Annotated in this window: 14 protein-coding genes; 7 read left to right on the top strand and 7 right to left on the bottom strand. The window is 68.9% G+C overall.

The window, feature by feature from the left end; all coding sequences use genetic code 11:
- From E3O32_RS14655 to E3O32_RS14640, 4 genes are all read left to right on the top strand, one after another.
- Complete coding sequence (locus E3O32_RS14655) at positions 1 to 243, top strand: exodeoxyribonuclease VII small subunit (RefSeq protein WP_134510572.1); 243 nt, start codon at positions 1 to 3, stop codon at positions 241 to 243.
- Positions 240 to 905: a DUF4245 family protein gene (locus E3O32_RS14650; RefSeq protein WP_134510571.1), complete on the top strand. Its 666-nt coding sequence runs from the start codon at positions 240 to 242 to the stop codon at positions 903 to 905. Before E3O32_RS14655 ends, E3O32_RS14650 begins: the two co-directional genes overlap by 4 nt.
- A complete protein-coding gene (locus E3O32_RS14645; RefSeq protein WP_134510570.1) occupies positions 905 to 1,558 on the top strand; it encodes a carbonic anhydrase in 654 nt (217 codons plus the stop codon). Before E3O32_RS14650 ends, E3O32_RS14645 begins: the two co-directional genes overlap by 1 nt.
- A 79-nt stretch (positions 1,559 to 1,637) precedes the next feature.
- Positions 1,638 to 3,053, top strand: a complete 1,416-nt coding sequence (locus E3O32_RS14640; protein ID WP_134510569.1) for a class II fumarate hydratase — start codon at positions 1,638 to 1,640, stop codon at positions 3,051 to 3,053.
- A gap of 105 nt (positions 3,054 to 3,158) precedes the next feature.
- Here E3O32_RS14640 and E3O32_RS14635 read toward each other — a convergent pair whose 3' ends face one another.
- From E3O32_RS14635 to E3O32_RS14625, 3 genes are all read right to left on the bottom strand, one after another.
- Positions 3,159 to 4,493, bottom strand: coding sequence for a PhoH family protein (locus E3O32_RS14635; RefSeq protein ID WP_241975000.1), 1,335 nt, complete (start codon positions 4,491 to 4,493; stop codon positions 3,159 to 3,161).
- 234 nt (positions 4,494 to 4,727) lie between these two features.
- The gene (locus tag E3O32_RS14630) at positions 4,728 to 5,849 is read right to left on the bottom strand and encodes an aminotransferase class V-fold PLP-dependent enzyme (RefSeq protein WP_134510567.1); all 1,122 of its coding nucleotides are present in this window, start codon (positions 5,847 to 5,849) and stop codon (positions 4,728 to 4,730) included.
- A gap of 7 nt (positions 5,850 to 5,856) precedes the next feature.
- A complete protein-coding gene (locus E3O32_RS14625; RefSeq protein WP_134510566.1) occupies positions 5,857 to 6,642 on the bottom strand; it encodes an isoprenyl transferase in 786 nt (261 codons plus the stop codon).
- A gap of 69 nt (positions 6,643 to 6,711) precedes the next feature.
- On the opposite strand from E3O32_RS14625, the gene trhA reads away from it, so the two are divergent.
- Complete coding sequence (trhA, locus tag E3O32_RS14620) at positions 6,712 to 7,413, top strand: PAQR family membrane homeostasis protein TrhA (RefSeq protein WP_134510565.1); 702 nt, start codon at positions 6,712 to 6,714, stop codon at positions 7,411 to 7,413.
- Between the two features lie 59 nt (positions 7,414 to 7,472).
- Here the strand turns inward: trhA and E3O32_RS14615 are convergent, their stop codons facing one another.
- Positions 7,473 to 7,778 carry a hypothetical protein gene (locus tag E3O32_RS14615; protein ID WP_134510564.1) on the bottom strand — a complete coding sequence of 102 codons (306 nt, stop codon included), beginning with the start codon at positions 7,776 to 7,778 and terminating at the stop codon, positions 7,473 to 7,475.
- Positions 7,775 to 8,638 carry a mycothiol conjugate amidase Mca gene (mca, locus tag E3O32_RS14610; RefSeq protein ID WP_174774775.1) on the bottom strand — a complete coding sequence of 288 codons (864 nt, stop codon included), beginning with the start codon at positions 8,636 to 8,638 and terminating at the stop codon, positions 7,775 to 7,777. Before mca ends, E3O32_RS14615 begins: the two co-directional genes overlap by 4 nt.
- Before the next feature lie 69 nt (positions 8,639 to 8,707).
- On the opposite strand from mca, the gene E3O32_RS14605 reads away from it, so the two are divergent.
- Both E3O32_RS14605 and greA read left to right on the top strand, forming a co-directional pair.
- A complete protein-coding gene (locus E3O32_RS14605; RefSeq protein WP_166788658.1) occupies positions 8,708 to 9,109 on the top strand; it encodes a DUF4307 domain-containing protein in 402 nt (133 codons plus the stop codon).
- A 106-nt stretch (positions 9,110 to 9,215) separates the two neighbouring features.
- Complete coding sequence (gene greA, locus E3O32_RS14600) at positions 9,216 to 9,707, top strand: transcription elongation factor GreA (protein ID WP_134510562.1); 492 nt, start codon at positions 9,216 to 9,218, stop codon at positions 9,705 to 9,707.
- A gap of 69 nt (positions 9,708 to 9,776) precedes the next feature.
- On the opposite strand, the gene ilvA is transcribed toward greA, so the two are convergent.
- Both ilvA and E3O32_RS14590 read right to left on the bottom strand, forming a co-directional pair.
- Positions 9,777 to 11,012, bottom strand: a complete 1,236-nt coding sequence (gene ilvA, locus E3O32_RS14595) for a threonine ammonia-lyase (protein ID WP_134510561.1) — start codon at positions 11,010 to 11,012, stop codon at positions 9,777 to 9,779.
- The gene (locus E3O32_RS14590; protein WP_134510560.1) at positions 11,005 to 12,237 is read right to left on the bottom strand and encodes an AI-2E family transporter; all 1,233 of its coding nucleotides are present in this window, start codon (positions 12,235 to 12,237) and stop codon (positions 11,005 to 11,007) included. Before E3O32_RS14590 ends, ilvA begins: the two co-directional genes overlap by 8 nt.
- Positions 12,238 to 12,272: the final 35 nt, after the last annotated feature.

Here is a 12,272-nt window from a genome sequence, read left to right as displayed (position 1 = left end):
ATGGATGCCATGACCTCGCCCGCAGACGACCTTTCCGCGCTGAGCTACGAACAGGCCAGGGATGAACTCGTGCGCGTGGTGAACGCCCTCGAGCAGGGATCCTCAACCCTGGAGGAGTCGCTCGCGCTCTGGGAGCGCGGCGAAGCGCTGGCCCGACGCTGCGAGGAGTGGCTGATCGGCGCGAAGGCGAGGCTGGACGCCGCGCGATCCGGCCAGACCGACACGGCCTCCTCGGCCGGATGAGTCCCGCCAAACGGGCACCCCGGGTCGTCGCCGAACTCGGCCGCCCGGAGACCCCCGAGGAAACCAGGATCCGGCTGGCCGAGAACTCCCGAAACTACCGGGCGCGGAAAACCGTGAACAACCTGGTGCTGTCGCTGCTGGTGACCGTCGGCGCCGTCCTCGTGCTGGTGCTGCTCGTGCCGCGCAGCGAGGCCCCCGTGGACCGCCCGGTCGACTTCGCCACGGTGGCCGCGCAGGTGCAGACCGGGATCGACGAACCGCTGCTGGTGCCCGATCTCCCCGCCGGGTGGCGGGCCAACGCCGCGCAGTGGCGCCTCGGCGGCTCGGACAAGATCCCGTCCTGGTACATCGGCCTGCTCACGCGCGGAAACGAGTTCATCGGGCTCACCCAGGGTCTCGGCGCGAACCCGTCCTGGGTCGCCGCGCAGTTGAAGAACGCCCCGGCCGGTGACACCGTCACCATCGACGGCGTCACCTGGGACGTCTACCGCAACACGGCCCCGGAGAAGGAGCGCGGCAACTTCGACTACGCCCTGGTCACGGAGGCCGGAACGAGCGCCTACCTGCTCGTCGGGACGGCGACGGAAGCCGAATTCGCCGAGCTCGCCGCAGCGCTCTCCGACCAGATCACGGCCAACGCCCCCACCACCGGAGGAAAATGATGACCGGAAACGACGACGACGCATCCACCCCGGCGCGGGTCTGGAACGAGCTGCAACGCGGGAACGAACGCTTCGTCAGCGGCGTGCCGCAGCATCCGCGACAGGACGTGGACCGACGGGCCGAGACCGCCTTCGTGCAGACCCCCGACGCGGCCCTCTTCGGGTGCAGCGACTCGCGTCTGGCCGCGGAGATCATCTTCGACAAGGGGCTCGGCGACCTGTTCGTGGTGCGCAACGCCGGCCAGGTCGTTTCGGACTCGGTCCTCGGTTCGCTCGAGTACGCCGTCGCGGTGCTGCAGGTGCCGCTCATCCTCGTGCTCGGCCACGACGGGTGCGGTGCCGTGCGCGCCGCCATCGACTCCCAGGCACCGGACGCCCAGCCGCTGCCCGTGCACATCGCGAAGATCATCGAGAAGATCGTGCCGGCGGTGCGACGGGTGAGCGGGGCGACGGATGCGACTCCGTTCGACCCGCACACCGTCGACGCCCTGGCCGTCGGCCGGGAGCACCTGCGCGACACGGTCGCCGAGCTCCTCGAACGTTCGGAGATGATCAGCGCCGCCGTCGCAGAAGGTACATTGGCTATCGTCGGGGCGAACTACCGGCTGCTCGAGGGCCGGGCCGTGCCCGACATCGTCGTCGGCGTGGTCTGATCCGCCCACCCCAGCCGCGTGACCTGCCGCGACTCGTTTTCCCAGCTCCCCGACTCACAATCGAAAGGTAATACACACCGTGGTGGACAAGACCGCTGAAGCCGGCTTCCGGATCGAACACGACACGATGGGCGAGGTGCGGGTCCCTGCGACCGCCCTCTACGGCGCCCAGACCCAGCGCGCCGTCGAGAACTTCCCGATCTCCGGCTCCGTGCTGGAGCCCGCGCAGATCGCGGCCCTCGCCCGGATCAAGAAGTCCGCCGCCCTGGCCAACGCGCGCCTGGGCGTGCTCGACCAGGACATCGCCGACGCGATCGCCGCCGCCGCCGACGAGGTCGTCACCGGCCGGTACGACGGCGAGTTCCCGATCGACGTGTACCAGACCGGCAGCGGCACCTCCTCGAACATGAACATGAACGAGGTGCTCGCCACCCTCGCCACCCGCAGCCTGGGCCGCCCGGTGCACCCGAACGACCACGTGAACGCATCCCAGTCCTCCAACGACGTCTTCCCCACCTCGGTGCACATCGCCGTGACGAGCGCGCTGATCGACGACCTGATCCCGTCGCTGGACCACCTCGCCGTCGCCCTCGAGGAGAAGGCCGTGCTCTGGGCCGGCGCCGTCAAGGCCGGCCGCACCCACCTGATGGACGCCACCCCGGTCACCCTCGGCCAGGAGTTCGGCGGCTACGCCCGCCAGATGCGGCTGGGAATCGAACGCGTGCGCACCGCACTCCCCCGCGTCGCCGAGGTGCCGCTCGGCGGCACCGCCGTGGGCACCGGCATCAACACGCCGGCCGGTTTCCCGCAGCTCGTGATCGAGCTGCTGGTCGATGAGACCGAGCTGCCCGTGACCGAGGCCCGGGACCACTTCGAGGCGCAGGCGAACCGCGACGGCCTCGTCGACGCATCCGGCGCCCTTCGCACGATCGCGGTCAGCCTCACCAAGGTCTGCAACGACCTGCGCTGGATGGGCTCCGGACCCAACACCGGCTTCGGCGAACTGCACATCCCCGACCTGCAGCCCGGCTCCTCGATCATGCCGGGCAAGGTGAACCCGGTCATTCCTGAGGCCGTGCTCATGGTCTGTTCGCGGGTCATCGGCAACGACGCCACCATCGCGTGGTCCGGCGCGTCGGGCTCGTTCGAACTGAACGTGGCCATCCCCGTGATGGGCACGGCCCTGCTCGAGTCGATCCGCCTGCTCTCCAACGCGACCCGCGTGCTGGCCGACAAGACCATCGACGGTCTCACCGCGAACCTCGAGCGCGCCCGAGCCCTGGCCGAGTCGTCGCCCGCGATCGTCACCCCGCTGAACCGGGTGATCGGCTACGAGGCCGCGGCGAAGGTCGCCAAGCACTCCGTGGCCCAGGGGATGACGGTGCGCGAGTCGGTCATCGACCTCGGCTTCGTCGACCGGGGCGAGGTCACCCTCGAGCAGCTCGACACCGCGCTGGACGTGCTCAGCATGACCCGCCCGCCCCAAGCCCGGTAGCCGCCTGCTGTCAAATTCGACGGAGATTTTGTCCGAACACTGCCGTTTCTGCTTCAGAACCGCCTGTGTCGCTAAAATCTCCGTCGAATTTGACGGGCGCGGACCTCAGGCGGGTTCGTTGCCCTCGAGCATCTCGGTGACGAGCGCGGCGATGGCACTGCGCTCCGAACGGGTGAGCGTCATGTGCGCGAACAGCGGATGTCCCTTCAATGTCTCGATCACCGAGGCCACCCCGTCGAAGCGGCCGACCCGGAGGTTGTCCCGTTGGGCGACGTCGTGGGTGAGCACGACGCGGGAGTTCTGCCCGATCCGGCTGAGCACCGTGAGCAGCACGTTCCGCTCCAGGGACTGCGCCTCGTCCACGATCACGAACGCGTCGTGCAGCGAACGGCCGCGGATGTGCGTGAGCGGCAGCACCTCGAGGATGCCGCGGTCGAGGACCTCCTCCAGCACGTTCTCCGAGACGATTGCCCCGAGCGTGTCGAAGACCGCCTGCGCCCACGGGCTCATCTTCTCGTTCGCGTCGCCGGGAAGGTACCCCAGCTCCTGCCCGCCGACCGCGTAGAGCGGCCGGAAGACCATGATCTTGCGATGCTGCTGGCGCTCCAGCACGGCCTCGAGGCCGGCGCACAGGGCGAGCGCCGACTTCCCCGTACCGGCTCGCCCCCCAAGCGACAGGATGCCGATCTCCGGGTCGAGCAGCAGGTCGATGGCCAGGCGCTGCTCGGCCGACCGGCCCTTCAGCCCGAAGACGTCCCGGTCGCCGCGCACGAGCTTCATCTCACCCTTGCCGGTGACCCGCCCCAGGGCGGAGCCACGGTCGGAGTGGATGACCAGGCCCGTGTTGACGGGCATGTCCTGCACGAGCCGGGTGTGCATGACCTCGTTCTCGTACAGTTCGTTGATCTGGTTGGAACCGAGGGTGATCTCGTCCATGCCGGTCCAGCCGGAGTCGACCGCGAGCTCGTGCCGGTACTCGTCAGCGAGGAGTCCGATCGACGCGGCTTTGACCCGCAGCGGGAGGTCCTTGGAGACGACGGTCACGTTGAGCCCGTCGTTGGCGAGGTTCATCGCCACGGCCAGGATGCGCGAGTCGTTGTCACCGAGCTGCAGCCCGGACGGGAGCACCGACATGTTGGAGTGGTTCAGTTCCACCCGCAGGCTGCCGCCCTCACCGACCGGGATCGGGAAGTCGAGTCGTTCGTGCTTGACCCGCAGCTCGTCGAGAAGCCGCAGGGCCTGGCGGGCGAAGTACCCGATCTCCGGGTCGTTGCGCTTGGACTCGAGTTCCGCGATCACGACGACGGGGAGCACGACCGCGTGCTCCGCGAAACGGAAGATCGCCTTGGGATCGGACAGGAGGACGGAGGTGTCAAGCACGTACGTGCACTCGGCTTGGTCTGCCCCGGCGATGCTTCGGTGCGAACCTTTTTGGTCGATCTGATTAGCGGTCACAACCACTCCCACCCCGGCCTCGAAAGGCGCGGATTGTGTTTGCGAGTTGGCCACTAAGGTCTCGAGCCGTACTTATGTGGCCGTCTCGACCAGGCGCTATACCTGATGGATGTGACGCTACTTTCCGAAGGGTTCCAGGGGAAGTCCGACACGCCCATTGATATCAGACGTTAATCAATCCGTCACCGGGCTGCCGGCGTTCCCCACGAAGACGCCGGCTCAGTAGATCGCCGCGATGGCATACGACGTGAACGCCCCGCGGAGCATGTCGACCGTGTCAACCGAGAGCACGGCGTGGGCGCAGAGCCGCACCGTGCCGCCCCGGGTGGTGGCCGTCACCCCGTGGTTGTGCAGGGCCGCAGTCAGCACGGTCAGCTGGGCCTTGGGCGGTTCGAGCACCACGATGCCCGCCCGTTCCCGCTCGTCGCGTGAGGAGACGACCGGGATCGCGAACTCGTCGGCCAGGTCGATCAGCTCCGACACGTTCACGGCGACGGCGGCCTCGATCCGGCCGATGCCGACCTGGGCGATGTCGTCGAGGGCGGCGGCGAACCTCGCCTGGGCGATCGGGTCTCCATTGCTCACCCGGAATGCGTTGGCGCTCCGGCTCGGCGGCAGCACCTCATCCCACGGCTCGGCGGTGTCGGTGCCGGCGAAACCGGAGAAGACCGGCACCAGACGCTCCACCGCCCGGTCGCTCAGGGCGAGGAACCCGGTGCCCCAGCCTGCCCTGGTCCATTTCTGGCCGCCGGAGGCGACGACATCCGCCACCTCGTAGGGGGCGTCGACGACCCCGAAGCCCTGGATGGCGTCGACGATCAGCAGGCGGTCACCGATGACCTGGCGGATGCCGTCGAGGTCGGCCCGGTGACCGGTGCGGGAGTCGACCAGGCAGACCGCGACAGCGACGGTGGCCGGGGTGAGCTGCTCCCTGATCTCGCCGGGCGTGACCCTGCCGTGCTCGGTCGCCAGCCAGACCGGCTCGACGACACGCAGGGCCTCGGCCGCCCGGACGGCGGCGAAGGGAACGGTCGGGAAGTCGTTCGGCGAGAGGAGGACCGCACCGGTCAGGCCGAACATGGCCTGCATGATCCCCGTGGTGGTGTTCGGCTCGCAGACGACCTGATCGGCGCGGAATCCCGTGGCCTGCGCGACCGCGGTCCGCAGCCGTTCGTCCTGCTCGTGCAGGTGCGCGAGGCTGCCGTAACGGGCGCGGGAGAGCACCTCGCTCTGGCCGAGGGTCTCGGCGACGACCGCGGCGGACATCGGCCCGACCCGGGCGTAGTCGAGGTAGCCGGGCTCCTCGAGGAAGCCCCCCGCGAACCGGTCGACGGCGTCCATCGGTCTCCTACCCGCCGAATCGGCGCTGGCGTTTGGCGAAGTCGCGGAGGGCCCGCAGGAAGTCCACCTGGCGGAGGTCGGGCCCGAGGGCCTCGACGAAGTAGAACTCGCTGTGCGCGCTCTGCCAGAGCATGAAGTCGCTGATCCGCTGCTCCCCCGAGGTGCGGATGACCAGGTCGGGGTCGGGCTGCCCGCCGGTGTAGAGGTGGGCGCCGATCAGGTCCGGAGTGAGCGTCTCGGCGAGGTCGGAGAGCGTGCCGCCGTTCTCGAGGTGCGCGCCGACGATGCTGCGCATCGCGTCGGTGATCTCCGTGCGCCCGCCGTAGCCGACGGCGAGGTTGATGTGCAGGCCCTTCCTGCGGGCGGTCCGCGCCTCCGCGGCGTCGAGCGCCGCGACGAGGGCGTCGGGCAGTCCGGCCTTGGACCCGACGTGCTGCACCCGCCAGTCCCGGTAGCGGGAGAGCTCCTCGGCGAGTTTGGCGATGATCTTGGTCAGTTCGGAGAGTTCTTCGCTCCCGCGGTTGGTCAGGTTGTCCGAGGAGAGGAGGTACAGCGTGACCACCGAGATGCCGAGGTCGTCGCACCATTTGAGGAACTCGCGCATCTTGGCGGCCCCGGCCCGGTGCCCGTGGGCGGCCGAATCGAAGCCGAGCTGCCTGGCCCACCGCCGGTTGCCGTCGATGATCATGGCCACGTGGTCCGGAAGCACGTCCGGCGTCAGCCCGCGACGAAGGCGACGCTGGTACACCCCGTAGAGGATGCCGCGCGCCCAGGGAACCTGCCGCTTCTGCACACGTTCACGGTAGCCCACATTGGCGCTCGCGTGCCGCACCGGGCATGCGCCCTGTCGTATTCTGGCTGCATGGCCACCGAGGACGACATCCCCAACCTGCCCCTGCTGGAGAATGACACTCCGAACCCGGATGACGTCAAACCCACCTGGCGAGGCTGGATCCACGCCGGCACGTTCCCGGTCACGATCGTGGCCGGTATCGTCCTGCTCCTGCTCGCCGACGGGGACGCTGCGAAGTGGAGTTCGTTCGTCTTCGTGCTCAGCTCGATGCTCCTCTTCGGCAACTCGGCGCTGTACCACCGGTTCAACTGGAAGCCGATGACCAGGCTCGTGCTCAAGCGCATCGACCACGCCAACATCTTCCTGCTGATCGCGGGTTCGTACACGCCGATCGCGGTTCTGGCCCTGCCTCCGGCGAAGTCGATCCTGCTGCTCTCACTGGTCTGGGGCGGCGCGATCCTGGGGATCGCCTTCCGCGTGTTCTGGATCCACGCGCCGCGCTGGCTCTACGTTCCGCTCTACCTCGCCCTGGGCTGGGGCGCGTTGATGTTCATCGTCGACTTCTTCCAGGCGAACGCGGCGATGATGACCCTGATCATGGTGGGCGGCCTGTGCTACTCGGTCGGCGCCGTGGTCTACGGGATGAAGAAGCCCAACCCGGTGCCGGGCGTGTTCGGGTTCCACGAGATCTTCCACAGCCTGACCGTGGTGGCGTTCCTCTGCCACTGGGTGGCGATCCTGATCATCGCGACCCACCCGCTCTACCCCTGACGGGGGCGGCCAGTGGCCGGTCAACTGGCCGGCCTGCTGGGGCCGGCCGACTGGACGGTCTACTGGCCGGGCGTCTGCTGTCCGGTGTCCTGGCTGCCGGCTGCGCCGGCAGCATCCGTGCCGCCCGTGTCCTGCGCGGCGTTCGCGGCCATCTCGGCGGCGAGGCGCTCCTTGATCTGGGCACGGTAGGTGTTGCGGCGGACGCGCCGGTTCAGGTCGAACCCCAGCAACACCACCATCGCGGCGACGAAGAAGATCGCCACGAAGCCGGCCGGCCCCGGGGTCACCGTGTCCGGGTTGAATTCGGGCGGCGGGCTGTTCGCCAGCACGAAACCCGCGACCGGCCCGAGCAGGAACGCGTTCACGAGTCGTCCCGCACGCCGGCGAAGAGATCGGATTCGGGCATTTCGGTGTCAACTTTCGATTCGACGAGCTGGAAGTCCTCGTACGGCCAGGCCTTGCGGATGAGGTCGTTGGGCCAGAAGAAGAAGCTGCTCCCGGGCGCCACCTGGCTCGCGTGCGAACGGAGGGCCGCGTCCCTTGCCTCGAGGAAGTCGCCGACGGGCACGTGGGTCGTCGCCAGCTTCGGGTAGTTCTTCATCCATTCGCGTGCCTCGCCGAGCGGCTCCAGCAGCGGAGACTCCGGCTCGGTGACGCTCAGTTCGAGGAACATCGCGTCGACCCGTTCGAGGTTGAAGATCCGGTCGAAGTAGAGCTTGTCGATCTGCCAGGGGGCACCGGCATCCGGGTACCTGGCCGGGTCGGCCGCAGCCCGGTAGGCCTCCATCGACACGTCGTGGCAGCGGATGTGGTCGGGGTGCGGGTAGCCGCCGTTCTCGTCGTAAGTGATGAGCACGTGCGGCCGGAACTCCCGGATGACCCGCACGACGGCTTCGGCCGAGATGTCGAGCGGGATGGCGGCGAACGAGTTGGACGGAACGGAGCCGTCATCGTTCATTCCGGAGTCTTCGTAGCCCAGCCAGCGGTGCTGCACACCCAGGTGGCCCTGCGCGGCCTGCATCTCGAGCCGGCGGAGGCCGGCGAGGTCGCGCTCGGCCATGGCGTGGCCGGCCATGGCGTCGTTGAGGATGCTGCCGCGCTCGCCCCCGGTGCAGCTGAGCACCAGCACGTCGGCGCCGAGGCTCCGATAGTAGGCGTAGGTTGCCGCGCCCTTGCTCGACTCGTCGTCGGGATGGGCGTGCACCGCCAAGAGTCGCAGTGTCATCAAACTCCTCAGAAATGCCAGATAACCTTGAGATAAGACTAATCGTTGAACAGTGAGTGTGGAGCCGCAGTGGGAGTCACCAGCAACCTCGACACCCGGTACGGTCGCGCCCCGAATCGGCGTGTCCGTGACCGGCGGCTGCTCTGGATCGGCGCGGGAACCCTCCTCGCCGTGCTCGTGGGCTGGGTGGTCTGGATCGGGCTGGGCGGGTCACAGCCCTTGCTGGAGACCCGGGACATCCGGCACAGCATCATCGACGAGCACAGCGTCAGCGTCACCTTCGAGGCGTCGATCCCGGTCGGACGGGCGGCGAGTTGCGCGGTCGAGGCGCTGAACGAGGGCTTCACCGTCGTCGGCTGGAAGGTGATCGACCTGCCGCCCAGCGAGCGGTATTCCCGGGCCTTCACCGAGGTTGTCCAGACGACCGAGCAGAGCAACACCGGATTGATTTACCGATGCTGGCTGACCTAGACTGGTGACTTCGCCCCGACGTGATACGTCGGGGCGTCCGTTGTATTGCCGCAGGCGAACCCTGCGCGTCACACTCACCGCACTACGCGCACGAGGAGGAGCACCCATGACTACCCCAACAACGGTCACCTGGCTGACCCAGGAGGCCTATGACCGCCTGGCTGCCGAGCTTGAGTCCCTGAGCACCGTCGGACGGGTCGAGATCGCCAAGAAGATCGAGTCCGCGCGTGAAGAGGGCGACCTCAAGGAGAACTCCGGCTACCACGCCGCCAAGGACGAGCAGGGCAAAATGGAGGCGCGCATCCGCACCCTCGTCGTGCTGCTGCGCAATGCCGAGGTCGGCCACGCGCCCGAAAGCCAGGGCGTCGTCGAGCCCGGCACCGTCATCACCGCGACGATCGCGGGCGACGAGACGCGATTCCTGATCGGCAGCCGCGAGATCGCCGGAGGCAGCGACCTCGACGTGTTCAGCGAGCAGAGCCCGCTCGGCTCCGCGATCCTCGGGCTGAGGGTCGGGGCGAAGACGTCGTACACCACGCCCGGCGGCAAGGACATCGCCGTCGAGATCCTTCTCGTCGAGACCTGGGCCGGCAACTAGCCGGCCGAGCCGGCGGGGTCTCGTCAGGCTCGACCACCGAGGGCGGTGGTCGAGCCGGCGCAGACCGGACTAGTCGACCTGCGGGTCGTAGCCGGCCGAGCGAAGCACGTCGACGACGTGCTGGCGGTGGTCGGGTCCGCGGGTTTCGACGCTGACGTTCAGCTCGACCTCGCTGATCTGCAGGCCCACCCCGTGCCGGGTGTGCAGCACCTCGATCACATTGGCGTGCGCCTCCGCGAGCAGCTCCGAGATGCGGGCGAGCTGGCCCGGGCGGTCGGGCAGCATGATCCGCAGGGTGAGATAACGACCGGATGCCGCGAGGCCGTGGCTGATCACGCGCTGCATCAGCAGCGGGTCGATGTTTCCGCCGCTGAGGATCGCGACGGTGGGCCCGGACGCGGAGATCTTCCCGGCCAGGATCGCCGCCACGGCGACCGCACCGGCGGGTTCGACCACGAGTTTGGCGCGCTCGAGCAGCACGAGCAGCGCGCGAGCGGTGTCGTCCTCGGTGACCGTGACGACCTCGTCGACCATGTCGCGCACGATCTGGAAGTTCAGCAGGCCCGGCTTGGCAACCGCGATGCCGTCGGCGATCGTCGGCGAGATCACGATCTCGGTGGCCACCCCCGCAGCCAGGGACGGCGGGTACGCCGCGGCGTTCTCCGCTTGCACGCCGATCACCCGGATCGTGCGCCCCTCCCGGGCGGCGCGCTGCTTGAGCGCGCTCGCGACGCCGGAGATCAGACCCCCGCCGCCGATGGGCACGATGACGGTGTCGAGGCCCGGAACCTGGTCGAGGATCTCCAGGCCCAGCGTGCCCTGGCCGGTGACGACATCCGGGTGGTCGAACGGCGGAATCAGGATCGCACCGGTCTCGATGGCGTAGGCCGCGGCAGCCAGGAGCGGCTCGGCGACCGTGTTCCCGCGCAGGATGACGTGCGCCCCGTAGTCGCGGGTGGCCTGGAGCTTGGGCAGCGCAACGCCGACGGGCATGAAGATGGTGGCCTTGATGCCCAGTTCACGGGCGGCGAACGCGACCCCCTGGGCGTGGTTGCCGGCCGAGGCCGCGACGACGCCGTGGCTCTTCTCCTCGTCGGTCAGCCGGGAGAGCCGGTTGTAGGCCCCGCGGATCTTGTATGACCCGGTGCGCTGCAGGTTCTCGCACTTCAAGTGCACGGGCGAGCCGAGCAGTTCGCTGAGGTAGCGGGAGCTTTCCATCGGGGTGACCCGGGCGACGGTGGCGACGACGAAGCGGGCGGCCTCGAAGTCGGCCAGGGTGGGGCCGACGAGGGAAACGTTACTCATGGGCGGCACTCTCGTTCGGACGGAAGCCGGGGCGGCTTTGCGGCACGGTCTGCCAGAGCGGGGAACTGATGGCGGGTGCCGTGTCCGCGGGCACGGCCCGCCAGGTGCCGCGGTGGATGAAGTTGATCATGACGTTGAGCACGGCCGCGATCGGCACGGCGAACAGGGCGCCCGGGATGCCGGCGAGCAGCGATCCTGCCGCGACGACGAGCACCACGCCGAGCGGGTGCACCTTGACGGCCGTGCCCATGATCAGCGGCTGGAGCACGTGGCCTTCGATCTGCTGCACGAGCAGCACGACGCCGAGCATGGCCAGCGCGATCGGCCAGGAGTTGAAGAGCAGGGCGATGACCACGGCCACCGCGCCGGTCGCGACGGCGCCGACGATCGGGATGAACGAGCCGAGGAAGACGAGCACGCCGATCGGCACCGCGAGCGGCACCCCGAGCAGCGCGGCCCCGACGCCGATGCCGACGGCGTCGATCGAGGCGACGAGGATCTGCACCTTGGCGAAGTTGCCCAGCGTCTCCCAGCCGGCCGCGCCGGCCCCGGCGACGGCGGCACGGGCGCGACGCGGGAAGATCCGCACGATCCAGGCCCAGATTCCGGCCCCGTCGATGAGGATGAACAGGAGGCTGAACAGGGTGAGGAGCAGCCCGGTCAGCAGGTGGCCGAGCGAGGATCCCACCGACAGCGCCCCGCTGACGAAGACCTGGCTGTCGGCCTGGATCGCCGTCCACGCCTGCTGCAGGTAGTCGTTGATCTGCGGTTCGGTCAGGTGCAACGGCGAGGCGAGCAGGAAGTCCTTCAGCCCGGCGTAGGAGGCGGCGAGCCGGGTGCTCAGGCCGGTCGTGCCGTCCGCGATCTGGGTGGCGGCCAGGGTGATCAGGCCGCCGAGCACGGCAAGGGTGCCGAGCAGGGAGAGCGCGACGGCGATGCCCTTCGGCCACTTGTGCCGCACGAGGAACGCGACCAGCGGAACGAGAAGGGAGGACACCAGCACGGCGACGAGCAGCGGGATGACGATGAGCCGCAGCTGCACCACGATGAAGAGGAAGACGGCGATCGCCGCACCGATGGCGACCAGCCGCCACGACCACGCGCCGGCCAGGCGGATGCCGGCGGGGATGTTCTCGTCGACACCGTTCGGGATCGGTGCCAGGGCGCGCCGTTTGCGCCCGCTCAGCAGTGCGCCCCAGCCTGGCTTTCCCGTGGATTCAGTCACCGGATCATTCTAGGCAATCCCGCATTCGCCGCCGT

It is taken from the genome of Cryobacterium mannosilyticum, from assembly GCF_004402705.1.
Classification (GTDB): Bacteria; Actinomycetota; Actinomycetes; order Actinomycetales; family Microbacteriaceae; genus Cryobacterium; species Cryobacterium mannosilyticum.
Note: the sequence above shows the minus strand (reverse complement) of the source record. Positions and strands in the feature narration are given on the sequence as shown.

What these genes read in the sequence shown, in the direction of transcription:
- E3O32_RS14655 (WP_134510572.1), top strand. Translation starts at nt 1, where the DNA reads ATGGATGCCATGACCTCGCCCGCAGACGACCTTTCCGCGCTGAGCTAC.
- E3O32_RS14650 (WP_134510571.1), top strand. Translation starts at nt 240, where the DNA reads ATGAGTCCCGCCAAACGGGCACCCCGGGTCGTCGCCGAACTCGGCCGC.
- E3O32_RS14645 (WP_134510570.1), top strand. Translation starts at nt 905, where the DNA reads ATGACCGGAAACGACGACGACGCATCCACCCCGGCGCGGGTCTGGAAC.
- E3O32_RS14630 (WP_134510567.1), bottom strand. Translation starts at nt 5,849, where the DNA reads ATGGACGCCGTCGACCGGTTCGCGGGGGGCTTCCTCGAGGAGCCCGGC.
- trhA (WP_134510565.1), top strand. Translation starts at nt 6,712, where the DNA reads ATGGCCACCGAGGACGACATCCCCAACCTGCCCCTGCTGGAGAATGAC.
- mca (WP_174774775.1), bottom strand. Translation starts at nt 8,638, where the DNA reads ATGACACTGCGACTCTTGGCGGTGCACGCCCATCCCGACGACGAGTCG.
- greA (WP_134510562.1), top strand. Translation starts at nt 9,216, where the DNA reads ATGACTACCCCAACAACGGTCACCTGGCTGACCCAGGAGGCCTATGAC.
- ilvA (WP_134510561.1), bottom strand. Translation starts at nt 11,012, where the DNA reads ATGAGTAACGTTTCCCTCGTCGGCCCCACCCTGGCCGACTTCGAGGCC.